Source organism: Streptococcus chenjunshii, assembly GCF_003086355.1.
Classification (GTDB): domain Bacteria; phylum Bacillota; class Bacilli; order Lactobacillales; family Streptococcaceae; genus Streptococcus; species Streptococcus chenjunshii.
On the sequence record NZ_CP031733.1, the window covers coordinates 884,042 to 910,147 of the forward strand.

18 protein-coding genes and 1 pseudogene are annotated in these 26,106 nt (G+C 43.3%); 15 read left to right on the top strand and 4 right to left on the bottom strand.

Features of this window, described 5'->3' with window-relative positions:
• Window positions 1-62 precede the first annotated feature (62 nt).
• The 9 genes from murA (at window position 63) to DDV21_RS04455 (ending at window position 16,106) form a co-directional block, all read left to right on the top strand.
• Window positions 63-1,331: a UDP-N-acetylglucosamine 1-carboxyvinyltransferase gene (gene murA / locus DDV21_RS04415; RefSeq protein ID WP_116878792.1), complete on the top strand. Its 1,269-nt coding sequence runs from the start codon at window positions 63-65 to the stop codon at window positions 1,329-1,331.
• Between the two features lie 4 nt (window positions 1,332-1,335).
• Window positions 1,336-1,524 carry a DNA-directed RNA polymerase subunit beta gene (locus tag DDV21_RS04420; protein WP_116878793.1) on the top strand — a complete coding sequence of 63 codons (189 nt, stop codon included), beginning with the start codon at window positions 1,336-1,338 and terminating at the stop codon, window positions 1,522-1,524.
• A gap of 32 nt (window positions 1,525-1,556) precedes the next feature.
• Window positions 1,557-2,417 (top strand): DNA/RNA non-specific endonuclease, encoded by an 861-nt coding sequence (locus DDV21_RS04425; protein WP_374936048.1) that lies wholly within the window; start codon window positions 1,557-1,559, stop codon window positions 2,415-2,417.
• A gap of 374 nt (window positions 2,418-2,791) precedes the next feature.
• Complete coding sequence (gene pheS, locus DDV21_RS04430; protein ID WP_116878795.1) at window positions 2,792-3,835, top strand: phenylalanine--tRNA ligase subunit alpha; 1,044 nt, start codon at window positions 2,792-2,794, stop codon at window positions 3,833-3,835.
• A gap of 121 nt (window positions 3,836-3,956) precedes the next feature.
• Window positions 3,957-4,475, top strand: a complete 519-nt coding sequence (locus DDV21_RS04435) for a GNAT family N-acetyltransferase (RefSeq protein ID WP_116878796.1) — start codon at window positions 3,957-3,959, stop codon at window positions 4,473-4,475.
• A 19-nt stretch (window positions 4,476-4,494) separates the two neighbouring features.
• Window positions 4,495-6,900, top strand: coding sequence for a phenylalanine--tRNA ligase subunit beta (pheT, locus tag DDV21_RS04440; protein WP_116878797.1), 2,406 nt, complete (start codon window positions 4,495-4,497; stop codon window positions 6,898-6,900).
• Window positions 6,901-7,786: 886 nt separating this feature from the next.
• Complete coding sequence (gene rexB / locus DDV21_RS04445; protein WP_116878798.1) at window positions 7,787-11,035, top strand: ATP-dependent nuclease subunit B; 3,249 nt, start codon at window positions 7,787-7,789, stop codon at window positions 11,033-11,035.
• A gap of 437 nt (window positions 11,036-11,472) precedes the next feature.
• The gene (addA, locus tag DDV21_RS04450; RefSeq protein WP_116878799.1) at window positions 11,473-15,111 is read left to right on the top strand and encodes a helicase-exonuclease AddAB subunit AddA; all 3,639 of its coding nucleotides are present in this window, start codon (window positions 11,473-11,475) and stop codon (window positions 15,109-15,111) included.
• A 137-nt stretch (window positions 15,112-15,248) separates the two neighbouring features.
• Window positions 15,249-16,106, top strand: a complete 858-nt coding sequence (locus tag DDV21_RS04455) for an alpha/beta fold hydrolase (RefSeq protein ID WP_116878800.1) — start codon at window positions 15,249-15,251, stop codon at window positions 16,104-16,106.
• Window positions 16,107-16,281: 175 nt separating this feature from the next.
• On the opposite strand, the gene DDV21_RS04460 is transcribed toward DDV21_RS04455, so the two are convergent.
• A complete protein-coding gene (locus DDV21_RS04460) occupies window positions 16,282-17,427 on the bottom strand; it encodes a cobalamin-independent methionine synthase II family protein (RefSeq protein WP_116878801.1) in 1,146 nt (381 codons plus the stop codon).
• A gap of 347 nt (window positions 17,428-17,774) precedes the next feature.
• Between DDV21_RS04460 and DDV21_RS04465 the strand changes: the two genes are divergently transcribed.
• Both DDV21_RS04465 and DDV21_RS04470 read left to right on the top strand, forming a co-directional pair.
• Entirely contained in the window at window positions 17,775-18,512 is a 738-nt protein-coding gene (locus DDV21_RS04465; protein ID WP_116878802.1) for a PHP domain-containing protein, read from the top strand.
• The gene (locus tag DDV21_RS04470) at window positions 18,509-19,138 is read left to right on the top strand and encodes an alpha/beta fold hydrolase (protein ID WP_116878803.1); all 630 of its coding nucleotides are present in this window, start codon (window positions 18,509-18,511) and stop codon (window positions 19,136-19,138) included. The genes DDV21_RS04465 and DDV21_RS04470 overlap by 4 nt, the downstream gene beginning before the upstream one ends.
• A gap of 743 nt (window positions 19,139-19,881) precedes the next feature.
• Here DDV21_RS04470 and ald read toward each other — a convergent pair.
• Window positions 19,882-20,979, bottom strand: a complete 1,098-nt coding sequence (gene ald / locus DDV21_RS04475) for an alanine dehydrogenase (RefSeq protein ID WP_116878804.1) — start codon at window positions 20,977-20,979, stop codon at window positions 19,882-19,884.
• 299 nt (window positions 20,980-21,278) lie between these two features.
• Between ald and DDV21_RS04480 the strand changes: the two genes are divergently transcribed.
• The 4 genes from DDV21_RS04480 (at window position 21,279) to DDV21_RS11980 (ending at window position 25,288) form a co-directional block, all read left to right on the top strand.
• Window positions 21,279-23,966, top strand: a complete 2,688-nt coding sequence (locus DDV21_RS04480; protein WP_116878805.1) for an AAA family ATPase — start codon at window positions 21,279-21,281, stop codon at window positions 23,964-23,966.
• A gap of 100 nt (window positions 23,967-24,066) precedes the next feature.
• Window positions 24,067-24,285 carry a hypothetical protein gene (locus DDV21_RS04485; RefSeq protein WP_116878806.1) on the top strand — a complete coding sequence of 73 codons (219 nt, stop codon included), beginning with the start codon at window positions 24,067-24,069 and terminating at the stop codon, window positions 24,283-24,285.
• Window positions 24,286-24,299: 14 nt separating this feature from the next.
• Entirely contained in the window at window positions 24,300-24,917 is a 618-nt protein-coding gene (locus tag DDV21_RS04490; protein ID WP_117287777.1) for a TipC family immunity protein, read from the top strand.
• A 140-nt stretch (window positions 24,918-25,057) separates the two neighbouring features.
• Window positions 25,058-25,288, top strand: coding sequence for a TipC family immunity protein (locus DDV21_RS11980; RefSeq protein WP_310590874.1), 231 nt, complete (start codon window positions 25,058-25,060; stop codon window positions 25,286-25,288).
• Between the two features lie 177 nt (window positions 25,289-25,465).
• On the opposite strand, the gene DDV21_RS04500 is transcribed toward DDV21_RS11980, so the two are convergent.
• The gene (locus DDV21_RS04500; protein WP_142917749.1) at window positions 25,466-25,636 is read right to left on the bottom strand and encodes a transposase; all 171 of its coding nucleotides are present in this window, start codon (window positions 25,634-25,636) and stop codon (window positions 25,466-25,468) included.
• A 124-nt stretch (window positions 25,637-25,760) separates the two neighbouring features.
• Window positions 25,761-25,910: pseudogene (locus DDV21_RS12055) on the bottom strand (transposase); the annotation flags it as partial.
• Between the last annotated feature and the right edge of the window lie 196 nt (window positions 25,911-26,106).

The following is a 26,106-nucleotide window of genomic DNA, read 5'->3' on the forward strand; positions in this document are numbered from 1 at the left end:
GGCAGAATTTTTTAAACTATGATATAATTTTAACTATTAGGTCTTAAGAAATGGAGAAAAAGGTGGATAAAATTATAATTGAAGGCGGGGATACCCGCTTAGAAGGTGAAGTTGTCATTGAAGGAGCTAAAAATGCTGTCCTTCCTTTGCTGGCTGCAACTATCCTGCCGACAGAAGGAAAGACAAGATTGACAAATGTTCCTATTCTCTCAGATGTTTTTACCATGAATAATGTTGTCAGAGGACTGAATATTTCTGTTGATTTTGATGAAGACCAGAATATGGTTACAGTTGATGCTTCCGGAGATATTTTAGATGTGGCACCTTATGAGTACGTCAGCCAAATGCGGGCGTCTATTGTGGTACTGGGCCCGATCTTAGCGCGCAACGGCCATGCAAAAGTTTCCATGCCCGGCGGCTGTACCATTGGCAGCCGGCCGATTGACCTGCATCTGAAAGGACTGGAAGCGATGGGAGCGCAGATACGCCAGTCGGGCGGAGATATCACTGCGACCGCTTCTAAGCTGCATGGGACAACGATTTATATGGATTTTCCTTCGGTCGGTGCAACGCAGAATCTGATGATGGCAGCAACCTTAGCAGAAGGAGTGACGATTATTGAAAATGCTGCACGGGAGCCAGAAATCGTTGATTTAGCATTGCTGCTTAATAAAATGGGGGCAAAGGTTAAGGGAGCCGGTACAGAAACCTTGGTTATCGAGGGTGTGGATCGTCTTCACGGTGCAGATCATGATGTCGTTCAGGATCGGATTGAGGCAGGAACCTTCATGGTAGCTGCAGCAATGACATCAGGCGATGTTTTGATCAAAGATGCTGTCTGGGAACATAATCGTCCTTTAATTTCAAAACTCCGGGAAATGGGGGTTGAAGTCAGCGATGAGGAAGATGGGATTCGGGTGAAGTCTGATGTCAGCAAACTGAGACCTGTAACTGTAAAAACCATGCCTCACCCCGGCTTCCCGACAGATATGCAGGCTCAGTTCACCGCTTTGATGGCTGTTGTCAAGGGTGAATCAACAATGATTGAGACTGTTTTTGAAAATCGTTTTCAGCATTTAGAAGAGATGCGCCGGATGCGGCTGCATTCAGAAATTTTACGTGATACAGCTATGATCCATGGCGGTGAAGAGCTGCAGGGTGCTCCTGTGATGTCAACAGATCTTCGGGCCAGTGCCGCTTTGATACTGACAGGAATGGTTGCTAATGGTGTAACAACTGTCGGCAAATTAACACATTTGGATCGCGGTTATTATCATTTTCATCAAAAATTAGCCCAGTTAGGTGCTAAAATTCAACGTGTGACAGGGTAATATTATGAACAGCGGTTGGAAATATGTTCTTAAACAGTTAACGCTTATCTTGCTGATGGCTGTTTTATGTCTTCTTTGTTTTGCAGTCGGTCTGATGATCGGCTACAGTTTTATGGGAGACGGGGAGAACCCCCTTTCTATACTGTCGCCTGATAAGTGGCAGTCTCTTATTAGTAAATTTACTGGAAAGTAGGCTGGTCCTGCTTTTTCTTTGGAGGGATAAAATTGAAAAATAAGAGAATGCAAAAGACGTCTATTTCTCTCATACTTTTCTTGCTCCTTTTAGGCGGAAGCTTTCTGACTGGGGACAGTTCCTTTTCTAAACAGCAGCTATTCAGGCAGATTACAGAGCTTATTACAGGACCGTCTTCTTCGCTTCAGTCCAACGGTTCGAGCCTGCAGGCTAAACGGCCGAATCAAGCACTGGCTGAAACCGTCTTAACCGAGAATGTCAAACAGCAGCTTGGTTCTGCTATTGAATGGAATGGCTCCGGTGCTTATATTATCAATGGCAATAAGACCGACTTAAATGCTAAGGTGTCAAGTGCCCCCTATGCCAATAATAAGACAAAGACGGTTCAAGGCCAAAAAGTCCCGACTGTAGCCAATGCTTTGCTGGCAAAATCTACCAGACAGTATAAAAGCCGACAGGAGACCGGCAGTCAGTCTGGTTCTTGGACACCGCCGGGCTGGCACCAGATTCAAAATTTGTCAGGCCCTTACGATCACGCTGTTGACCGCGGCCATTTGCTGGCTTACTCCTTGGTTGGCGGTCTGCGTGGATTTGATGCTTCAACAAGCAATCCTGATAATATTGCCACTCAGCTTGCCTGGGCCAATCAAGCCGCTTCGGCAGATTCAACTGGTCAAAATTATTATGAGACCCTTGTCAGAAAGGCTTTGGACAGTAACAAACGTGTTCGTTACCGTGTGACCTTGATTTACGATGGCAATAATATTTTGGCCAGCGGAACCCAGCTTGAAGCAAAATCAGCAGACGGCAGTTTGGAATTTAATGTTTTTGTCCCCAATGTGCAAAGCGGCCTGACTGTTGATTATTACTCGGGAGAAGTCATCGTGAATTAACCTTGTCAACTGTTTTAAATTTTGTTAGAATAAATAGTAATTAAATATGATTCAAAGTCACTGAGACTAGTAACCTTATGGAAGTTTAACAGGGAGTGGAGGCAGCAACTGGGAACCTCCTAAATGGAAATTGGGCGAATTCACTCAGGCGAAGACTTTAATAATTAAGGCTTGATATATTATCTGGCAGAAAACGGATGGTACCGCGTGTCAACGCTCCGCATGATTCAGGAGTGCTGGCACTTTTTTTATTAAAAAAGCGGCTTTTTTAGGAGTTTTAATTGGCTGAAGTGCTTCTTTAACCAGCTGCAGAATAACAGCTAAGCGGTAGGCAGACCGGAATTATCATATTTGATATAGAGGAAGGAAAAGCAATGGATTTACAAGAACGACTGGAAGAACTGAAAAATTCAACACAGGCCAAACTGGCAAAAATGCGCGGTGACAATGCGAAAGAGCTGCAGGAACTGCGCGTTCAGATTTTAGGGAAAAAGGGCTCGTTGACGGAACTCTTGCAAGGGCTGAAAGAACTGTCTAGCGAAGCCCGTCCTATCGTGGGGAAGCAAGTCAATGAAGTTCGCGATGTGCTGACAAAAGCTTTTGAAGAGCAGGCAAAGATTATTGAAGCTGCCCGAATTCAGGCGCAGTTAGAGTCTGAAAGTCTGGATGTTACCCTGCCGGGACGGCAGATTAAATTGGGTAATCGCCATATTCTCAGTCAGATTAGTGAGGAAATAGAGGATATCTTCTTAGGCATGGGCTATCAGGTTGTGGATGGCCTTGAAGTTGAAGAAGATTATTATAATTTTGAACGCATGAATCTGCCTAAAGACCATCCGGCCCGTGATATGCAGGATACTTTCTACATTAGTCAGGATATTCTTTTGCGGACCCACACGAGTCCTGTTCAGGCACGGACGCTGGATAAACATGATTTTTCTAAGGGACCGTTGAAAATGATTTCACCCGGGCGGGTATTTCGCAGAGATACTGATGATGCGACACATTCTCACCAATTTCATCAAATTGAAGGTTTAGTGGTTGGTGAGCAAATTTCAATGGGAGATTTAAAGGGCACCTTAGAGTTAATCCTCCAAAAAATGTTTGGGCAAGACCGCCGTATTCGGCTGCGCCCTTCTTATTTCCCTTTTACTGAACCATCGGTTGAAGTTGATGTTTCCTGTTTTAAATGTGGCGGAGAAGGCTGTAATGTTTGTAAAAAAACAGGCTGGATTGAAATTATTGGCGCCGGTATGGTCCATCCAGCTGTGCTGGAGATGAGCGGTGTTGATGCTGAAAAATATTCAGGCTTTGCCTTCGGTCTGGGCCAAGAGCGGATAGCTATGCTGCGTTACGGCATCAATGATATCCGCGACTTCTATCAAGGGGATATCCGTTTTATCCAGCAGTTTAAGTAAATGCTGAAGCTTTAACACTCAGTCTCAAAGATTCAGGTGTCAATCCAGAGATTTTTTTCTTGATTTAAGAGGCAAAAGGCAGCTCTTTTTGAGTCAAAGTACGAAGAGCTTCTGGAGGTATATGATGATTGAAATCCAAAAAGTCAGTTCGGAAAAACTGCCGCTTTTGCAGAAAATAGCTATTGAAACCTTCTGTGAAACTTTCGCTTTTGATAACAGCGAAGAACAGCTTCAGGATTTTTTCAGCCAGGCTTACGATCTGTCTGTTTTGCAGGAAGAGCTTGAAGACTGTGAATCTGATACCTATTTTATCTTGTATGAAGGTCAGGAGGCCGGTTTTTTAAAAGTCAATTGGGGGATGGCTCAGACAGAACAGCTCCTGCCCTCTGCTTTTGAAATTCAGCGGCTCTATATCCTGCAGACATTTCAAGGTCAGGGGCTGGGGAAACGCCTTTTTGAGTTTGCGCTTGATCTTGCTTTTGCTTCGGGCTGTGACTGGGCCTGGTTAGGTGTATGGGAAAGAAATCTGAAGGCTCAGGCCTTATATGCTAAATACGGTTTTGTCAAATTTTCTGAACATTTGTTTGCGGTAGGAGACAAGCTGGATAGAGATTGGTTATTAAAGAAAGCCTTAAAATAAAAAAGAAAGTCAGGTAATTATGTTAGTTAGCTATAAATGGTTGCAGGACCTTGTTGACCTTGATGTGACAGCTTTTGAGCTGGCAGAGAAAATGTCGGTAACAGGTATTGAAGTAGAGGGAGTTACAAGTCCGGCAGAAGGTCTTAAAAAGATTGTTGTTGGAGAGGTTGTCAGCTGTGAAGCGGTTCCGGAAACTCATCTTTACCGCTGCCAAGTTGATGTCGGTGAGGAAGAACTGCGGCAAATTGTCTGCGGTGCTCCCAATATCAAAGCAGGAATCAAGGTCATTGTGGCTCTTCCTGGAGCACGCATCGCTGATAATTATAAGATTAAAAAGGGTAAGATTCGCGGTTTGGAGTCATTAGGCATGATCTGTTCCCTTCAGGAATTAGGTATCCCGGCTTCTGTCGTTCCTAAGGAATATGCTGATGGTATCTATTATTTACCGGAAGAAGCTGTTCCTGGCGGCAGTGTTTTCCCTTATTTGGATTTAGATGACCAGATTGTTGAGTTGGCTATCACTCCCAATCGGGCTGATGCTTTGTCTATGCGCGGTGTTGCCTATGAAACGGCAGCCATTTATGATAAAGAAGTGCATTTTCCTTCAAAAATACTGTCTGAAACGCAAAAGAGAACAGAAGAGGTGGTTGCAGTTTCTGTTGCCTCTGATAAGGTTTTAACGTATAAGGCACGGGTAGTTGAAAATGTAACGGTTGCTCCCAGTCCGCAGTGGCTGCAGAATCTGCTGATGAATGCTGGTATCCGCCCTATCAATAATATTGTTGATATTACTAACTATATTCTGCTTTATTTTGGTCAGCCTATGCACGCTTTCGATATAGATAAATTGGGCAGTAAAGACATTGTTGCGCGTGATGCTCATGCTGGGGAGTCATTGATCACCTTGGATGGACAGGAGCGCAGCCTGATTTCTGATGATGTTGTTATTGCAGCTGGCGATCGTCCGGTTGCTCTTGGCGGTGTTATGGGTGGAATGGATACCGAAATTGACAGTCAGTCATGCAATGTTCTTCTGGAGGCAGCTGTTTTTGATGCAGGAGCTGTCCGAAGAACAAGCAGCCGGCTGAATCTGCGTTCGGAATCTTCTGCTCGTTTTGAAAAAGGAATTAACTATGCTACTGTCGGGGAAGCTCTTGATTTTGCAGCCGCTATGATAGCGGAAATAGCAGGCGGTACGGTGCTGTCCGGCCGTGCAGAAGCTGGTTCTGTTCCGACAGATGCTGTTGATGTTTCAAGCAGCCTTGATTATGTCAATGTCCGTTTAGGGACAGAGCTAAGTTATGCTGATGTCCTATCTATTTTTGCCAAACTTGGTTTTGCAGTAAGCGGTGATGCTGAGGAATTTACTGTAGCGGTACCGAGACGGCGCTGGGATATTAGAATTCAAGCTGACTTAGTAGAAGAGATTGCCCGGATTTACGGTTATGACAAACTGCCGACAAGTCTGCCGGAAACAGCTGGGACAGTTGGGGAGTTGACGAAAGCGCAGAAACTGCGCCGGAAGATAAGAAATATTGCTGAAGGGTCTGGCTTATCAGAAATTATTTCTTATGCTCTGACAAAACCGGATAAAGCTGTTGAATTCACTGTTCAGCCCAGCCGGCTGACAGAGCTGATGTGGCCGATGAGCATGGAACGTTCTGCTTTGCGGCAAAATATGATTGCAGGTATGCTGGATACAGTGGCTTATAATGCAGCCCGAAAAAATACCGATATAGCCATCTATGAAATCGGTAAAATTTTTGAACAAAAAGGCAGTCCGAAAGAAGGACTGCCAGAAGAGAGGGACAGTTTTGCTGTAGCTATTTCTGGTTTGATAGCGCCAAAAGATTTTCAAACTCAAGCATTTCCGGTCGACTTCTTTTACATGAAAGGCATTATCGAAACGCTGGCTGCTAAGCTGGATCTCAGTTTTGATTTTGTTGCTTACAAAGAACTGAGCAGCATGCACCCCGGACGCACAGCCTTGATTTTGCTGAATGGGGAGACTATCGGGTACTTAGGGCAGGTGCACCCTCGTACAGCAAAACGCTATGACATTCCTGAGACTTATGTCGCTGAATTAGACTTAAGTGCTGTTGAAGCTGCAGTTCAGCCAGCTAAAGTCTTTCAAGATATTGTCAAATTCCCGAGCGTTTCAAGGGACATTGCTCTGTTGCTGGATAAAACTGTCAGCCATCAGGAAGTCCTTGAAGCGATTCAGGCGGCTAAGGTTAAATATCTGTCTGCAGTGAGACTGTTTGATGTTTATGAGGGCGCTCACATTGAAAGTGGCAAAAAATCTATGGCCTACAGTCTGAGTTTCCAAAATCCGGCTGCTAATTTGACAGATGATGAAGTGGCCAAATATATGGAAAAAATTACAGAGGCTCTTATTAAAGCTACCGGAGCAGAAATTCGCTGAGGCGGATTCAATTGCAGAAACGGTCAGCATCTGTTGTTTTGAATGCAGGAATACACAGCCCTGATAAATGTAAATATCGGCAGCTTCGTTTTTCGCATATGTGCAGAAGCTGAAAAGCAAAATTGAAAAGACAGCAATTGAAGTGTGCTGTGTTAGAATAATAGATGAGAATGTAATTAAAAAGCACTCTGATTTGATATATTCCCCCTGTGAGTGGATAGTGAAAAAGACAAAAATTCACTGGAAACTATAGAGGGAATATTTTTATGCCCAAAAGAAGCCAAAATCTATTGAAGACAATGGTTCAATGGTATCTCAATCAGGCCTCATCCTTAAGTCAACTCTTAACAGAATGCAGGGTCTCAAATATTTACGGATAATGAAAATACCAAAATCTGTCTTGGAATTGTTAAAAAATACCACTGTTTCTGAGATGAGAAAGGCTTAACTGGATTCACACTATTATTGTTCAAAGGAGGTTGGCGCCTCGGCATTGCTTTCAAAAGGCTGAATAAAACATTTGTTAAAGCCCTTCGTTCTGTGCTGTAGACAGGGCGAAGATCTTTTAGTCGTGTGTGAATCTGTCTATGCATTTTGCAGCTTGTCATCTATTGCCGGTCAATGTCTAAGAATAGATTGACAATATTTAATTGAACAGTAAAATCAAAGCACTTGAACAGTCTTTTTGCTATAATAAAAGAACAGAAGAAGCCTTTGAATATCATTTGAGCAACAAGGATTTCTCTTTCATTAAACTGTTATCATCATTAAGGTTTACCCTTTTTTTAGGTTTTTAATCAGTAAAAGATATCCTTTCGACTGTAAATGTGCCATTCAGTTAAAGAGCATATTTAATTTTGAAAGCAAAAAAGAATTAAGGAGTGTTATGCAGCTACTTTATACAGATATTCAGTATAATATAACCGATATTTTGGCTCAGAAAGCCTATGCTTTTTCTAGAAAAGGGAAGCGTGTTTTTTATATTGCCCCCAGTTCTCTGTCTTTTGAGAAGGAACGGGCTGTTTTAGCGACTTTGCCTGAACAGGCTTCTTTTGCAATTACGGTTACCCGTTTTGTGCAGATGGCCCGTTATTTTGTCCTGAATGATTACAACCCTGCACAGACGCTGGATGACATAGGTTTATCCATGCTGTTTTACCGAGCTTTGTCTGCTTTTTCACCGAAGGATTTAAAGGTTTACGGGGGATTGCGGCAGGATCCCAGTTTTATTCGGCAGTTAGTGGATCTGTATAAGGAACTGAAAACAGCTAATCTTACAGTTTTAGACTTGGAGGGCTTAGATTCACCGGAAAAGCAGGACGATTTAGTGCAAATCTTTACAGCGGTTGAAGATCTTCTGCGTCTTGGAGGCTATGATAATCAGAGTCAGCTGGCTTATTTTGCTCAAAAAGTCGCTTCCGGAGTAATAGATGGCAGTCTGCAGAATGTAGTGCTGATTATTGATGGTTTTACGCGTTTTTCTGCAGAAGAAGAACATTTGATTGAGCTCTTGCACGGTAAGTGCGCCGATATTGTCATTGGAACTTATATCAGTCAGAAAGCCTATAAAGCAAGCTTTGTATCTGGCAATGTCTATGAGGCCAGCCTCACTTTTTTCAGAGCTTTAGCAGAGAAGTTTCAAACAAAGCCCATTTATACAGAGGGGCCTGTTAAAGGGTTGGAAAGTCTGGCCCACCTTTCAAAAATTTTTGAAGCCAGACATGATTTTACAGAAAATACCCTTCCCGTTTTAAATGACGGTCAGCAGCCTATCAGTATTTGGCAAGCTATTAACCAAAAAGAAGAAATTGAACATTTAGCCAGAGCTATTCGCCGAAAATTAGCTGAAGGCTACCGTTATAAAGATATTTCTGTCCTTCTGGGAGATGCAGAAGCTTATGAACTGCAGCTGGGAAAAATTTTTGATAAGTATGATATTCCTTATTATTTTGGCAAGGCGGAGTCCATGAGCAGCCATCCGCTTGTGCGGTTTATCGAAGCGCTCGAGCGTCTTAAGCGTTATAACTGGCGGACAGAAGACATGATTAATCTCCTTCAGTCTGGGCTTTTCGGCACCGTCAGCCAGCAAAAAATGGATAAATTCATCCAGTATCTGTTTTATGCTGATATTAAAGGACAGACCAAATTCACAAGAGATTTCACCAGCAACGTCCAGCAGAAATATGATTTACCGGCTTTAAACGCGACTCGCCAACAGCTCATCTCTCCTCTGCAGACCTTTTTTAAAAGTCAAAAACAGCTGGGACGTTCTCTGCTGCAAAAATTTCTGCTTTTGCTCAATGATGTTCATCTTACTGATCGCTTAAGGAGATTAACAGCAGATTTACCGGAAGCGGAAGCTGAGCAGCATGAACAGGTTTGGCAGACCTTTACTGCTATTTTAGAACAGTTTCAGACTATTTTTGGTCAGGAAAAGATGAGCTTAGCCGAATTTTTGAGTCTATTGAAAAACGGTATATTAGCGGCAGAATACCGTTTGGTTCCTGCGACACTAGATGTTGTCCATGTTAAGGCCTATGATTTGATTGAACCGCACAGCAATACCTTTGTTTTTGCTTTAGGTATGACACGGACACATTTCCCCAAGGCATCCCGGAGCAGCAGTCTTATTTCCGATGAAGAAAGAGAAAGAGTCAATGCATCCGTACCGTCTGACCGGCACTTTATGATTATCGGGCAGGAAAATATCAAGAAAAATCATTTTCTTGCTCTATCGCTCTTTAATGCGGCACATCAGGAACTGGTGCTCAGTCTGCCGCAGATTTTAAATGAAAATACAGATGACTTATCGCCTTATTTGCTTGAATTAGCGGAAATGGGGGTTCCGGTTTTGGAAAAGGGGCCGGTCGGTCAGTCAGCCACCCCAGCGGATATCGGCAATTATAAAAGGTTGCTGTCCAGCCTGCTTGGTTTCGATAATATTCTGGTAAAGCAGGACCTTCTTGAAAAAACACCTTCGTTTTGGTCAAGAGCAGCTGCTTATTTACAGGAAAAGGTGGTTCAAAATGATTTAACACTTCCAAAACCGGTGCATCATTTGACCACTAAACCAGTTGCAGCGGAAGTGATGCAATTGCGTTTTCCTGAAAACCAGCCGCTTAATTTGTCTGCCTCTGCATTAACTGTTTTTTACAATAATCAGTACAAATATTTTTTACAGTATGTTTTAGGGCTGCAGGAACAGGACAGTATCCGTCCTGATGTACGTTACCATGGAACCTATCTGCATAAGGTATTTGAGTTACTGATGCAGGATAGTTCAAACCGTTCCTTTGACCAGAAGTTAGAGCGGGCACTCAGGGCTGTCAATCAGGATCAGCGCTTTCGGCAGATTTATGAGGAGAATGCAGAGAGCCGTTATATTCTGACTGTATTGGAAGATATTGCCAGAAGTACGGCGACCGTTTTAGAGCAGGGCAGCCAGTTAAGGGTTCAAAGTGAGGAGCAGAATTTTGCACTTATGCTGGACAGGCAGGTTGCTGTTCAGGGAATTATTGACAGGATCGACGCTTTGGCAGACGGAAGTCTCGGTATTGTTGATTATAAATCCAGTAAAAATACTTTTGATATCGGCCGATTCTATAATGGTTTAAGTCCGCAGCTGGTCACTTATTTGGCTGCTTTATACGGAGATAAACAGCTATCAGCAGGTCAGTCTGTTTTTGGTGCTATGTATCTGCAGATGCAGGAACCACAAATCGATTTGAATAAGGTGAAAAACAGAGGCGCCATTGTCAGCGATCTCCATAAAGAACTGACCTATAAAGGACTGTTTTTAGAGAATGAAAGCGATAAACTGCCTAAAAATCTTTACCATCTGCACCAATCTCTTTACAGTCAGGCGGAACTGGAACTTTTGCTTCGTTACAATAAGCAGCTGTATCTTCAGGCTGCCTCACACATCCGGAAAGGGAAATTTCTCATTAATCCTTACAGTGAGGATGGCCGCTCAGTTCAGGGGGATCAGCTTAAAGCTATCACACGTTTTAGCGCCGATCAGGATTTCGGCTACGCCCGGCGTCTGCTGAAACTGCCGCAAAAGGAAAAACGCCAAGGCTTCTTGAAACTTATGCGGGAAGGACTGACTGAGATGGAGACAGATGTGCCTCATTGATTTAATGACTAAGAAGCCGAAAAACTATTTTGTCCATCTGAACGATTCAGATATTTGAACAGTCAAGCTTCCCCTTACTCTGAAGGGGAAGAAAACCAATCGAACACGGCCTAAGAGCTGTGCAAAAAAGACAGCTAAGTTTAGAATTGATTTTAAGTTAACTAGCCGTAGACGTCTGAAAGCTTTGTCGCCTAACAGTCGACCGCAGCTTTCTAGTCGTCTTGGCAGAGGTGCGTCTGCGAAATCGAAGATTTCGGACTTACCGTCATTTTTGCTTTGCTCTTTTCACGGCCTTTGTATCTTGTTGGAATCGAACACGGCCTAAACACTGTGTAAAAAAGATAGCCCTCCCTTGAGTCTTTAGTGACTCGGCGGTCAGGCTCCTATTTTTACTTTGCGTTCTTAACGGCCTTTGTATCTTGTAGTAGGGGTGAAAGATGTCCTTTAAGTCATTTTTAACAGAGAAGGAAATTAAAGAACTGCAGCTCAAGGAAGCGGGTTCTCAGCAAAAGCAGAAGCGCACAGCTGAGCAGATAGAGGCTATTTATACGCAAGGGAATAATATTTTGGTCTCTGCCTCTGCGGGGTCCGGCAAAACATTTGTTATGGTGGAGCGGATTGTCAATCAGATTCTATGCGGGATAGGGATTGACCGTCTGTTTATTTCAACATTTACAGTTAAAGCTGCCGGCGAACTCAAAGAACGTTTGGAAAAGAAGCTGAGGGAAGCTCTTCAGGAAACATCTGATAAAGAGCTCAAACAGCATCTGAGCGAGCAGCTTTCAGGCCTTGCATCTGCTGATATCGGGACTATGGATGCTTTTTCTCAGCAGCTCCTTAACCGCTACGGCTACATTCTTGGAATTGCGCCTAATTACCGTATCATACAGGATAAAAGCGAGCAGGATATTCTCAAAGATGACGTTTTTAGCGATTTGTTCAGGGACTACAGTCAAGGTCCGCAGGCTGTGCTTTTTCATAAGCTGGTAAAAAATTTTACCAGTCACCGCAAAGACTTGAAAGCTTTTAAGCAGGTTGTTTACCATATTCATACTTTCAGTCAGTCAACCAGCAATCCTCACAAGTGGCTGCAGGAAATTTTTTTAAAGGGAGCTCAAACCTATACCAGCGTTGCAGCGATTCCTCAGCAAGTTGTCAGCGATTTGCTTTCAGCCATGCAGGATACTGCAGACAGCCTGAAGGATTTAACCGAATTAGAAGACTATAAGCAGCATACGGCCAAGGGGAAACTGACGGCCAGCTATCAAAAACATCTCCATATTATTGATAAGCTGTTGGATCGGGCTCTGCATTTTAACGAATATGGCGGCAGAGAAAATCTGCTTGGGTTTGTAGATGGGGTTGCCGAGCTTCTTCCTGCAGGGGATGCCGTCACTGTTGCCGGTAAAAAGTATCCTGTTTTCAAGGATTTACATAGCCGCTTGAGCGGCTTTCGGCACTTGGAAACTATTTTTAGCTATCAGTCTGAGAGCCTGCCCTTGCTGAAAGTTTTGCAGTCTTTTGTTTTGGATTTTTCCGAACAGTATCTGCAGGCTAAAATTCAGGAAAATGTTTTTGAATTTACGGATATTGCACACCTTGCGATTGCTATTTTAGAAGAAAACGCGGCTATCCGCAAAAGCTATCAGGATAAATATTATGAAGTCATGGTAGATGAATATCAGGATACCAACCATATGCAGGAACGGCTGCTGGAGCTGTTGTCCAATGGCCGCAACCGTTTTATGGTGGGAGATATTAAGCAGTCTATTTACCGTTTCAGGCAGGCAGACCCTCAGATTTTTAATCAAAAATTTAAAGATTTTCAAGCACATCCGGAGGCTGGCCGTCTGATTGTGCTGAAGGAAAACTTCCGCAGCCATACAGATGTTTTATCAGCTGTCAACAGTCTTTTCACTCACCTGATGGATGAGCAGGTCGGTGAGATTCTTTATGATGAAAACCATAGGCTAGTTGCCGGCAGTGCAGCACAAAAAACAGCTCGCCCGCAAAATGAAACCGAGTTTTTGCTTTACGATACTGACAGCCAGACTCAGGCAGATAAAGAGCAGTCAGAAGATCGGCTGGCTCCCGGCGAAATCAAGCTGGTTGCGCAGGAAATTATCCGACTGCACAAGGAGGAAGCAGTTGATTTTTCTGATATAACACTGCTGGTTGCTGCCCGAACACGCAATGATGATATCGTGCAGACTTTTAATCAGTACGGGATTCCTTTAGTCGCTGACGGTGGGGAGCAAAATTACCTTAAGTCCGTTGAAGTTATGGTTATGCTTGATACACTGCGCAGTATTGATAATCCGCTTAATGATTATGCTTTGGTCGCTCTTTTGCGTTCGCCGATGTTCGCTTTTGATGAAGATGAGCTGGCTCGTCTGTCTCTGCAGATAAGTAGGGCAGGCAGACAGCAGAATTTCTATGAAAAAATCGAAAATGTTTCTGAAAAACGCGGTCTGCACATGGAGCTGATCAGTTCTGAACTGCAGATGAAGACTGAAGCCTTTCTTAAAATTTTTCTCAGCTGGCGGGATTTTGCCAGATTGCACCTGCTCTACGACTTAATTTGGACAATTTATAATGACTGTTTTTACTATGATTATGTTGCCGCTTTACCTCAAGGGAAGCAGGCACAGGCTAATTTATATGCTTTAGCCCTGCGTGCAGATCAATTTGAAAAGAACGGTTTTAAGGGCTTATCACGTTTTATCAGTATGATTGATAAAATTTTGGAGACGGAAAACGATCTAGCAGCTGTTGAAATAGCGGCTCCTAAGCAGGCTGTCAGCCTAATGACTATTCATAAGAGTAAGGGGCTGGAATTTAAATATGTTTTTCTGCTCAACATGGATAAAAAATTCAGCCTGACTGATTTTCATGCTCCGGTTATACTCAGCCGGCAAAAGGGAATTGGTATCAAGTATGTCGCCGATATGAAGGAAGAGTTAAAAGAAGATTCTTTGCCTGCTGTCAGAGTACGTATGGATACCTTGCCTTATCAGCTTAATCAGAGAGAGCTGAAGCTGGCAACACTGTCAGAACAAATGCGTCTGCTTTATGTTGCGATGACACGGGCAGAGCGGAAACTCTATTTGGTCGGCAAAGGCAGTCAGGAAAAATTAGGGGCACTTTCTGCAGCTGGCAGGACTGAAGGCAGTCTGCTGTCTGTTGCCGAGCGTGAGCAGGCCAAGAGTTTTCAAGACTGGGTTCTTGCGGTTCAGACTGCTTACAGTCAGGAAAATCTGCATATTAAAATGCGCTTTGTGACAGATGAAGAGCTGACAGAGGAACATATTGGCACTCTAAACCAGCAACCTTCAGACCTATTTTTTGAAGTCAGAGATGACAGCAATCGGCTCAAAGAGTTGAAACACGCCTTAACCATGCTGGAAGATGTAGAGCAGCTGAATCAGCAGTATAAGTCTGCCATCACTTTGCCGACAGTCCGTACCCCAAGCCAAATTAAGAAACTGTATGAACCGATTCTGGATAGAGAAGGTGTAGAGATAACTGACGGCAAGTATCGGTCGTCACCTCAATTTAAACTGCCTGATTTTTCACGTCGGAAAAAAGCGAGTGCCGCTTTGATTGGCTCTGCTGTTCATGAACTTTTGCAGCGCCTGCCGCTGTCCGAAACAATTAGTTTAGCTGATATCACTGATTCTCTGGCTGAGCTGAATGCTGAACAGGTCGTTAAGGACAGCATTCAGGTTGATAAAATTTTGGCCTTCTTTGAGCAGACAGCGCTTGGCCAGCTCATCCGGCAAAATGTCCGCAGAGTACATCGAGAAGCTCCTTTTGCAATGCTGAGAGAAGATCCGGCCAGCAAGGAAAATTTTGTTGTTCGAGGGATTATTGACGGTTACATTCTTTTTTCGGACCGTCTTGTCTTATTTGACTATAAAACAGACCGCTTCACCGATCCGCAGACTATTAAGGAGCGCTATCAAGGACAGATGGCTCTCTACGCCGAGGCTTTAAGAAGATCTTACAGAATTGACAATATCGAAAAATATTTGATTTTGCTGGGCGGTGAATCTTTAGAAGTTGTTGAAGTCTAATATCCAAATAAAACCATTGTTTAGGATCATCAAACCGTTTTTTGATGCCTAAGGAAAACCATAAAAAGAGCTGCCTAGTTTTATCTAGGCAGCAGTCTGTTTGCTGACTTTAATTTGAAAATTATCGAGGAGAGATAATGAGTATTTTTAAGAATGATCTGTGCCGCAAAGCTTCTTATATACTGTATGATTATCAGCTGACACTATTGGATAGCCCAATAAAGGATTATTATATCCATACGCACTATGGCCGAACCCATGTGATTGAAACAGGGAATGATTCCGGCCGTCCGCTTTTGCTTTTCCATGGCGGCAATATGTCAGCAGCCTTTAATCTTCTGCTGCAAAACTATTTGTTTTCAGATTTTCATATTTTTTCGGCTGATATTATCGGACAGCCTGGAAAAAGCGATGATTTTCAGGATAAACACTATCTGCAAAAATACGGTCTGTGGGCTGCTGAGGCGATAGAACAATTAGGCTATGATAAGATGCCTTGTCACGGTTTGTCTTATGGAGCAGGCATCTTGCTGCAGCTGATGTCACTTTGTCCTGAAAAAATAGAAAAAGCGGTTTTAGAGGTGCCTTCAGGCATCAATAATAAATTGGGGCGGGCTTTTTTTAAAATGGCTCTGCCCCTACTGCTCTATCAGCTGACCAAAAAAGAAAACTATCTCCGAAAGGTCGCTGCTGTGATGACTTACGGTCATTTTTCCAAAAGCCAGGAGTTTTTGTTTTCCCTAAAAGATACATTTGACCATGTCAAAATCAAAGGGCGGATTCCCCCAAACATCAGTTCGGACAGCCTGAGAGATTATCAGACTCCAACCTTGGTAATTGCTGCGGAAAAAGACTGTTTTTTCCCCAGCAAATATATTCTCCCTCAGGCTAAGGCAGTCATTCCTCATTGCGGATTATATGAGCTCAAAAGCAGAGGCCATCTCCATGATCTGACCGAGCACGAAAAAGCAGTGATTATCAATTTTTATAAGTGATATGTACAGAAGTATCTTCTAAACATACTTTTTAAAACCTTACCGTGTTCAGATAACAACTGAAACCGTTCAGCCAAAAACCCTTTTTCAGCACAGCAGACTGAAAAAGGGTTTTGGTATACCGCATAATTCTATTGCAGCTGAGTTCAGCAGTGTCGTGTGACTGTTGCTGCATTTAAGACCAGAACTTTTCTGCAATTTTTTGCCCCTGCCTGATTTTTGCCCACTGCTGCGGGATAGCCAGTTCATTTCCGGAATCGCAGGAGGCAAAACCGCATTGATGTGAGAGCAAAAGCCGTTCTTTAGGCAAAATTTGGCTGGCTTCTTCAAGCAGCCGTAGAGCCCGTTCTTCATCATCTAAATCGGTCGTTTTACTGGAAAGCAGACCTAAAACAACCTCTGCATCAGAATCCTTAAGAGCTGCAAGAGCTTTCAAATCTCCGGAGACTTCACTGTCCCATTCCAGGAAGAAGCGGTCATAGTGCTGGTTGCGAAGAAATTTTTCTGCAATCGCTTCGTAACTGCCGCCTGAAGCAGAACGGCTTTCATAATTACCGCGGCAGTTATGGGTCCAGACCTTCAGTCCCAATTGATGGGCAAAATCAGCCACCTCATTGTTGATCTGGATAAATTCATCGGCTAAGTCAGCTAAGGCACTGTTGCCATCGGCAAAAAAGCTGGACGGATTGCTTTCATCGAAAAGCTCCCAGAGGCAGTCATCAAATTGAATGATTTCACCGCCTGCTGCTTTATATTCTGTTAAGAAGTCTTTATAGGCCCCGATTAAACCTGCCTTGAGCTCTTCATTTGTCTCATAAACTTGGCCTGGCCCGGCCAAACCATCAAAAATAGCTAATTCTGTATAGGCGTGAGCAGGTCCCCAAACAGTCAGTTTAGTGTCGGTGTCTCCAGCTTCTGCTTTGAGTAACCGATAGATTTCCAGAAAATGGTGATTTTTACCTGAAAGAGGCTCTGTGATACGGATTCCAATATCTTTTCGTGTTTCATACTGACCGCCGTCATGGTCCTGAAAAGTATAGCCGTGATCAGCAATATAGCGTTCAATTCCTTTCAGTCCCCAGACAAAGTCTAAATGCCACATAGATTTGGAATATTCACCATCTGTCAGCACATCAATACCGTTTTCCTTTTGCTGAGCAATAACGTTTTGAATGGCAGCTTTTTCGGTCTCCTGATAATTGGCAAAATTATCGTAAAAAGGATAAGCAATATCGTCTCGATTTTCGATAGCTGTCTTATACTGACGGAGTTCAGCCGGACGCAGGAGCGACCCGACAAGTTGAAATTTAGATTGACTCATAGCAACTACCTCTGTTTTGTTATAGTGTTGCTATCATTTTAACGAAAGAAACTTTGTTTGAAAAATAGTTAAATTTGGCTAGGAGGTATAGTTTTAAACTATACCCTAAAAAATTAGAAACAGCAGAGTTTTTTAAACACAAGATATGTTACAATAAAAAAGAGATTTAGCCTGTCAGCTTTGAGAATGGACGGTTCTTATGGCGGTCCTTTACTCTTGTGAATTGAACACGGCCTAAAATCCTAGTGAAAAAGATGAAGTCCAGCGCGATGCAGGTTATCGCTGTCCTTCCCTATTTTCATACGGATTTCTTCACGGCCTTTGTATCTTGTTGGAAGGAGAAAAATATGCGCGATAATCATTTACATACCTATTTTTCTTACGATTCAGATGCCGATTTTCGCGATTATCTGGAATACTACGATGGTGAAATTGTGACAACTGAGCATTATGATTTATCTAATCCTTACAGTAAGCAAGATGACGTGCCTGATTATGCTGCCTACAGCCAAAAAATTAGGGAGTTAAAAGAGCAGTATGGCAACAGACTGAAAAAAGGGATTGAGATTGGCTATTATGCTCCCCGGGAGTCGGATATTCTGACTTATTTGGCAGGTAAAGACTATGATTTAAAGCTTCTCTCGGTACATCATAATGGCATCAATGACTATCTTGATGATGAGGTGGCTGGCATGGATAAGCATGCTGTTATTCAAGATTATTTAGACAGACTTGAATATGCTATCGGGCGCGTAGAAGCAGACGTGCTGGCGCATTTTGACTACGGCTTTCGGCTGTTTGATGTCTCGGTTGAAGAATTAAAGGGTTATGACATCCAGCTCCGACGAATTTTCCAAAAGATGATTGACTGCGGTTTAGCTTTTGAACTGAACAGCAAATCCATGTATCTTTACGGCCATGAGCATCTTTACATCTATGCACTCCGCTTGCTTAAGGAACTCGGCTGTCCAAAATACTCTATTGGTTCAGATGGGCATAAGCTGGAACATTTCAGATTGAAGTTCGACCGTATTCGAGGACTTTTAGCAGATTATGGGATTGGAGAGGAGCAGCTGCTGCGATGAAAGTCATCTTTTTACATGGTTTGGGCCAAGATGCTTCGTCTTGGAATGAGGTGGTGGCTGCCCTGCCTGACTGCGATTGCTTAACTTTAGAGTTGTTTGATGACGGCAGACTGCCAGATACCTTTGAAGTCCTGCAGAAGCAAGTAAGACAAGAATTGGATAAACTTCAAGAGGATTTTGTCTTGGTCGGTATTTCTTTAGGTGCTGTGGTAAGTCTGTCCTTCTTGGAAAAACCGCCGCAAAGCATGGTAGCTGCTGTCTCTTCGGCCGGCCAGTACAGATTAGCTGGAAATCGCCTCTACGCATTACAGCGGCAATTATTCAAACTGATGCCAAAAGCTTTATTTATCAAGCAAGGGGTCGATAAGGGGAACTTGATTCGCTTTTATCAGTCTCTTGAACAGTTTGATCTGACCGACGCCCTAAACGCTTCCCGGCTCCCCTGCCTCGTGGTCTGCGGTGATAAGGATAGGGCCAATTTAAGAGCAGCTAAAGAAATGGCTGCGCTGCTGCCCCGGGCGCAGCTGGAAATAATTAAAGGCGGCCGGCATGAGCTCAACCGGCAAAAGCCATCAGAGCTGGCAGAGCTTATCAAGGTATTTTTACAGACACTCAAAAACGGCTAGCTTATGCTTGAAGCTAGCCGTTTTTTGATGTCGGCACTCTTAAACCAAGTAAGATATGAGAGGCTTCTACGTTCAGTATTGCGATAGCCGAAAGTCGGCTATTCTGACAGGGGTGCATCTGCGAAATCACAAATTTCGGACTTACCGCCAGCCGTAGACGTCTGAAGGCTTTATCGTCTTAACAGCCGACTGCACCCTTTTAGTCGTCCTGGCAGGGGTGCGTCTGCGAAATCACAGATTTCGGACTTACCGCCTTTTCATACGGATTTTTAAACGGCCTTTGTATCTTGTGAACTGAACACGGCCTAAAAGCTCGGAAAAAAGATGTCCCTCCCTCGTGTTTGGCAACACATCGGTTGGGCCCCTATTTTTCAGTCGCTTTTTATACAGCCTTTGTATCTTATGAGCTGCTCACACCCCAAAAGTTCGGAAAAAGAGGACCCTCCTTCGTGTTTGGCAACACATCGATTGGGCCCCTATTTTTCAGTCGCTTTTTATACGGCCTTTGTATCTTGTGAACTGAACACGGCCTAAAAGCTCGGAAAAAAGATGTCCCTCCCTCGTGTTTGGCAACACATCGGTTGGGCCCCTATTTTTCAGTCGCTTTTTATACGGCCTTTGTATCTTATGAGCTGCTCACACCCTAAAAGTTCGGAAAAAGAGGACCCTCCTTCGTGTTTGGCAACACATCGGTTGGGTCCCTATTTTTCAGTCGCTTTCTTAACGGACTTTGTGCCTTATTTTTACATTTCTGTGTATTCCAATCCCAAGGATTCAGCTACAGCTTTATTGGTGACTTTGCCGCGGTAGATATTTAGGCCTGTACGCAGTGCTTTGCTTTCAGCGACTGCTTTATCAGCTCCCTTATTGGCTAATTCTAAAGCATAGGTCAGTGTAGCATTGGTCAGAGCTAAGGTAGAGGTTCTCGCTACCGCTCCGGGCATATTGGCTACAGCATAGTGAACCACTCCGTCAACGACATAGGTTGGCTGGTCGTGTGTTGTCACGCGGTCAGCTGTCTCGATGATACCGCCTTGGTCGACTGCAACATCAATGACGACTGATCCTGTTTTCATTTGAGCAACCATGTCTTTTGTGACTAATTTTGGAGCTCTGGCTCCTGGAATGAGGACCGCGCCGATCAGAAGATCTGCATCTTTTACACTTTCAGCAATGTTGAGCGCATTGGACATCAGGGTTTGAACTTTACCGCCGAACTGTGTGTCTAATTCTGCCAGCCGCTGAGGATTGACATCGAGAATAGTGACATCTGCTCCGAGTCCGACAGCCATTTGAGCGGCATTAACACCGACATTACCGCCGCCGATAATAACAACATGGCCTTTTTTCACTCCGGGGACCCCACCGAGGAGAATACCGGATCCGCCTTCAATTTTAGTTAAAAACTGTGCTCCCAGCTGTGTTGCCATACGGCCGGCTACTTCACTCATAGGGTTGAGCAGCGGCAGTGTTCCGTGATCGACAACCGTTTCATAACCGACAGCAATAACTCCGCCGTCAATCAGGGCTTGTGTCAGCTCAGGTGCTGGAGCTAAGTGCAGATAAGTGAAAAGCAGCAGTCCGGGGCGGAAATAAGGGTACTCGCTTGCCAGAGGTTCTTTAACTTTTAACACCATGTCAGCCTGCCAAACATCCTGTGCTTTATCTTTAATAACGGCTCCCTGCTCTTTGTACTGTTCATCAGTAAAGCCCGAACCGCTGCCGGCATTTGTTTCAATCCAGACTTCATGCCCGCTTTGCTTAAAAGCTAAAACTCCAGCAGGAGTGATAGCCACACGGTTTTCATTGTTTTTTATTTCTTTAGGTATACCAATAATCATAAGTGCAACCCCTTTCATTTTATGCTAATATTTTCCCACAAAGCGTTTGGCTAGTCAAGAAAAAGTCTAAATTTTCATTCTGTTATTGGTGTAAAAAATCTGATAAATAAAAGAAAAGCTAAAAATTTTACAATTCGCTAACAATCTATCTGTCAGTAAAGATTTTTAATGTTTAAGAGGGGAAAGAATCGCAATATTAAGTTTGCTTTAAAAACAATAAAAATGTAAAATAAAGAGAAAAGAACACCTTTTTGTTATAATGAAAAAAACGAAAACTCACAGTATGGAAAGGAAATCTGATGTCCGATAAAAAAAAGTCCAATGATTCCCTTATTATCGAATACAAGTTTACTAAACAGACAAAAGAAGCCTTAGAAGCAGCTGCCGAACTGGTCAAAGCAGATAAGAGAGAGCTGATTATGTCGCAGGATTTACTGTCTGCCTTGGCTTCGACTGTCGATTCAGGAGCTAATTATGCTTTGGGGCGCTATTCAATTACAAAAACCAAAATTCTCAAAGAAATTGAAGCAGCTGATCTAGTAAAGGAACGGATGGAAATCGTTCTGGATGAGCGTGACAATTATTTAGGCAATCCAGAGCGGCGTCGGCGGCAGCTCCGGGCAAGATGGCTGAAAGCCAATCCGGTGGAATTTCTGCCGGAAGCGGCAACGCAGACGCGAGTTAAGTATGCCCAGGATCTTTTTCTGAGCGAGAATGTTAAAAACATCCTTGAGTTCGCTGAAGAGATGCGTTTTCAGAATGTTCCGGAAGGCGGTATTGACAGTTACTGGATACTGATAGGCATGGTGCAGGATGAAGCCTCTAATGCCTGCCAGGTTATCGAAAAATTAATGCTGAAATATGACCCCCATCTGATGCTGTCACTGGAAGATATTCAGTCCCGTTTTTCGATTCGTGAGGGGCATTACCATTGGAGTGATTTTCGTGACGGACGTGCTGAAGAAGAGCGGCAAAAAAAAGCGGCGGAGTCAGAACAGATCTCTCACAAACTGGATAATCCCGATTATTCTATCTTAGAGGATATTGCTACGGATCTGACAGAAAAAGCGGAAAAAGGCCTGCTGCAGCCAGTTATCGGCCGTGAAAAGGAACTGAAAAGTATTGAAGTGGCTCTGGTCCGGCGGGATAAAAACAATGTCGCCCTTTTAGGTGAAGGCGGTGTTGGTAAATCGGCCATTGTTGAAGGTTTAGCGATAAAGATTGTCAATCAGGAAATCCCTTCGCTGAAAGGGAAAAAAATTCTGCAGTTCAGTCTCAAGGATTTAAATGCTGCTCTGCGCTGGGAATATAACCGAGGCGTTCTGAGATTTATTGACGAGATGGCACGGGAGAAAAATGTCATCCTGTTTATTGACGAAATTCATATGCTGTGGGAAGGAAAATCTCTGACGGATTCCTTAAAACCGGTTATGGCCCGCAGTGATTTCCGAATTATCGGCGCTACCACGCCCAGAGAGTGGCAGGATTATATTGCGCGTGATTCTGCCTTAGTTCGGCGATTTGAAAAAATAACGGTTGCCGAACCGTCGCTCGAAGATACTCAAAAAATAGTCAAGGCAGTGATTCCAGTTTACGAAAATCACTATAACCTGCATTATAATCAAGGAGCTATCAGCGGGGCTGTCAAATTGGCTAAGCGCTACTTGCTGCAGGAAAGGCTGCCTGACAGCGCCTTTACCGTCATTGATAATGCCGGCGCTCTGGTCAGTATTGAGGGCGGGACAGTCTCAAAGGCTAATCAGGCTTATGACGCTAAGCTAAAGAGATTAAAGAATAAGCTAAAACAGCTTCAAGCGGTAGAATTTCCTGACAGGGAGCAGATTGACAAGGTACGGCAAAAGATGTCAGACCTTCAGGCGGATTTCCAAAAATCGAGAAATAAAATGACATCTAATCCTCAAAATAATCTGCGTGTCGGTGTTAAAGATGTCAAAAAAGCGGTTGCTTTAAAAACAGGGATTCCTCTCAAAGATATCAAGGTATCCACAAGAGAAGCAGACAGAGCAGACTCGCTGGAAAGGCTGAAACAGCTGCCGGAGCGGCTGTCACAAAAAATTATCGGCCAGTCAGAAGCGATTGATGCCATTTCAAGGGCCGTTATTCGTTCAAAAACCGGCTTTCGCAATCCTCATCGTCCGGTAGGTGTTTATCTGTTTTTGGGAACGAGCGGTGTTGGCAAAACAGAAACAGCTAAGACACTGGCGTCAGAGATGTTCGGTCAGCACAATCGTATGATCCGTATCGACATGTCGGAGTTTCAGGAAGAGCACACAGTATCTAAGCTGATTGGCGCACCGCCCGGCTATGTTGGTTTTGAAGGCGGCGGACAGCTGACCAATAAAGTCCGTCAGGAGCCCTATTCGGTGATTTTATTCGATGAAATTGAAAAAGCCCATCCCAAAATTTTTGACATTCTGCTGCAAGTCTTTGATGACGGCATCTTAACCGATGGCAACGGAGTGACGACTGATTTTAAAGAAACCATTATTGTGATGACCTCTAATTTAGGCATGGGAGACAGTCAGCAGACCTCAGGAATCGGTTTTGGCCAGCTGGCTTCACAGCTGGATTATGACTACATTAATAATAATGCTCAGTCTGCCATAAAAAGTTATTTCCGGCCTGAATTTTTAAACCGTATTGATGAGATTGTCACCTTCAAACCTTTTGATGAGCAGGCGCTCTTTGAAATTGCCAGCCTCCTCTTAAAAGAAGAACAGGCTCTCATTGCCGACCAAGGAATTGACGCTCGCTTTGATGAAAAGGCTGCTGCTTTTATTGCCCAGACCTGCTCAGATCCTATCAACGGAGCCAGACCTCTGAAACGCGGTATTACTCGCTTGGTTGAAGATAAACTTTCCAGTATGCTGATTAACGGCGATATAAAACGCGGTGACCGTATTCTTATCACAGCAGACAAAGAAATCCAAGTCTTAAAACAAGAAAACAAGAAAAATCGTTCTTAAAGTATACTCAATTACAGCTATAACTCCCGTATCTCTGACCTGATTAGTAAGTGACTGTCGAAACTGCTGTCAACAGTTTCGGTAGTCTTATGATAAAGCGATGTCATCCTACTATAGCGATGTGGCAAAAGATGATACTGTCAGGGAAAAAGAATTTCTTCAAAATAAGGACTGGAATGAGATCAAACAAACGATATACAGCAGTCTGGTCCCGACAGATATTCTGACAGCAGGCGAGACAGAAAGCAAGGCCTATATTGCCGAGCATTACAGCGATGTTTCACAGTTTTTGGATCGTTTAGAAGCGGCCGCTAAATAGCAAAGAGGCTACAAATGAAAAAAGCAATCTTAATGACAGTTCTTGTTTTGATGATTCTCTCAGCAGGACTCTACTATCACTATGCGAGACAGCCGCAAAATATATTTGACGAAATGTATCAAGAAACGAAAAAGACTTACCGCAGTCATAATATTTTGGGAAATATTGAAGGTTTCGATATTAGAGGTTCTTGGCCGATTGATGATCCCAATATTGCGCAAGCACCATTCGGAACATATAGTGAAGAAACCACGTTTAATGGGTATTCTGATATTGCTATCAGTTTTAATTTTCAAAGTGATACGAAGCTTATTTCTCTTACCTTTGAAAGGGACATCAATTCTAAGATTAGAGTAAGAATATGGGGATTATATACTTATAAAGACAGAACATTAAAAAAATCTGTTAAAATAGCTCTAAAACAAGGGGACTCTAACAAATATATTGATAAAGCCTCACAGGTCAGGAAATATTTAGCTGACTACGGCATTACGGCAGCCGACTTGGACCGTTACTATGATGAGATAATCAACCAGAAAGTGCTGACTGACTGGTGCGCGATCTATGACAGCAAGTATTCTCCTGCCGATTACGGTCATGTTAAGGTCGTAACAGAGTGGGAGAAGTGGTAAATGTGCTTGTATAAACGGACGACACGTGGTCTAAGAGCGCAAAGAGGCTACAAATGAAAAAAGCAATCTTAATGACAGTTCTTGTTTTGATGATTCTCTCAGCAGGACTCTGCTATCACTATGCGAGACAGCCGTAAAATATATTTGACGAAATGTATCAAGAAACGAAAAAGACTTACCGCAGTCATAATATTTTGGGGAATATTGAAGGTTTCGATATCAGAGGTTCTTGGCCGAGTGATGGAGAATCTTCCAAATATACTCCTTTTGGAAGATACAATGAAAAAAGTTTACCAAATAAGTATACTGAGATAAGGGTCGGTTTTAGAACCTGTATTCACAACATCATAACACCTTTAAAAATCGACTAATGTGCGATAGTTTCACAAAAGCAACCTCTGATAATACCGACTTCTCAACATCTTTAGCTAACCTTCGAGAGTGGTTCAGCCAAGAGAAGGTCCTCTCTACCACCCAACGCTTAGGGATGATTTGCTAGCTTCCCTTAATTTTCTCAGAAATGTCTACTGGACACTGAAACTCCTGTGCTATACTTGACGAGCCACTAAAATCCCTGATGTGGTGTTATGGCTATTAGCTGCATGAACGACAACTACAAGAAGATTCCCCATGGTGTCAACAACGATGTGGCGCTTTTTTCCTTTGACTTTTTTACCACCATCAATGCCACGTTCCTCTGCAGCATCTGTTGTTTTCATACTTTGAAAATCCTTGATGGCATAGGTTGGCGAGGCTGCTCTACCCGCTTTAGTCGCTTTTTTTAACAAGCTCTGTCAAAAGGGGATCCCACAGACCACTCTCCTTAGCCCGACGAAAGGAACTTCAGACGGTTGGGTATGGAGGGAAGTCATGAGGAAGCATGCGCCATTGACAGCCTGTTTTGGTGATGTATAAGGTCGCATTAACGCGTTCTCGTTTAGACCATTTATAGGTGTGGTGGTTAGAAAAATAGGGCTCAAGCTTAGCCCATTCTTGATCAGTTAAATCGGTATCATATGCTTTTCATGTCATAGCTTTAGTTTAACATTTTTTGTGAATACAGGTTCTTACAAATCAGAATTTAATTTTTGTCGAGTATAAAAAGATCTTAAAATCAACTATTTTAAGAACCAGTGGAACTTCTCTAACACGAGTTTTCACTGGTTGTATCTCTTTTTTCAAACTGACT

Coding starts and splice junctions, on each gene's coding strand:
- DDV21_RS04420 (WP_116878793.1), top strand. CDS start 1,336: ATGAACAGCGGTTGGAAATATGTTCTTAAACAGTTAACGCTTATCTTG.
- pheS (WP_116878795.1), top strand. CDS start 2,792: ATGGATTTACAAGAACGACTGGAAGAACTGAAAAATTCAACACAGGCC.
- DDV21_RS04435 (WP_116878796.1), top strand. CDS start 3,957: ATGATGATTGAAATCCAAAAAGTCAGTTCGGAAAAACTGCCGCTTTTG.
- pheT (WP_116878797.1), top strand. CDS start 4,495: ATGTTAGTTAGCTATAAATGGTTGCAGGACCTTGTTGACCTTGATGTG.
- rexB (WP_116878798.1), top strand. CDS start 7,787: ATGCAGCTACTTTATACAGATATTCAGTATAATATAACCGATATTTTG.
- addA (WP_116878799.1), top strand. CDS start 11,473: ATGTCCTTTAAGTCATTTTTAACAGAGAAGGAAATTAAAGAACTGCAG.
- DDV21_RS04455 (WP_116878800.1), top strand. CDS start 15,249: ATGAGTATTTTTAAGAATGATCTGTGCCGCAAAGCTTCTTATATACTG.
- DDV21_RS04460 (WP_116878801.1), bottom strand. CDS start 17,427: ATGAGTCAATCTAAATTTCAACTTGTCGGGTCGCTCCTGCGTCCGGCT.
- DDV21_RS04465 (WP_116878802.1), top strand. CDS start 17,775: ATGCGCGATAATCATTTACATACCTATTTTTCTTACGATTCAGATGCC.
- DDV21_RS04470 (WP_116878803.1), top strand. CDS start 18,509: ATGAAAGTCATCTTTTTACATGGTTTGGGCCAAGATGCTTCGTCTTGG.
- ald (WP_116878804.1), bottom strand. CDS start 20,979: ATGATTATTGGTATACCTAAAGAAATAAAAAACAATGAAAACCGTGTG.
- DDV21_RS04480 (WP_116878805.1), top strand. CDS start 21,279: ATGTCCGATAAAAAAAAGTCCAATGATTCCCTTATTATCGAATACAAG.
- DDV21_RS04485 (WP_116878806.1), top strand. CDS start 24,067: ATGTCATCCTACTATAGCGATGTGGCAAAAGATGATACTGTCAGGGAA.
- DDV21_RS04490 (WP_117287777.1), top strand. CDS start 24,300: ATGAAAAAAGCAATCTTAATGACAGTTCTTGTTTTGATGATTCTCTCA.
- DDV21_RS04500 (WP_142917749.1), bottom strand. CDS start 25,636: ATGAAAACAACAGATGCTGCAGAGGAACGTGGCATTGATGGTGGTAAA.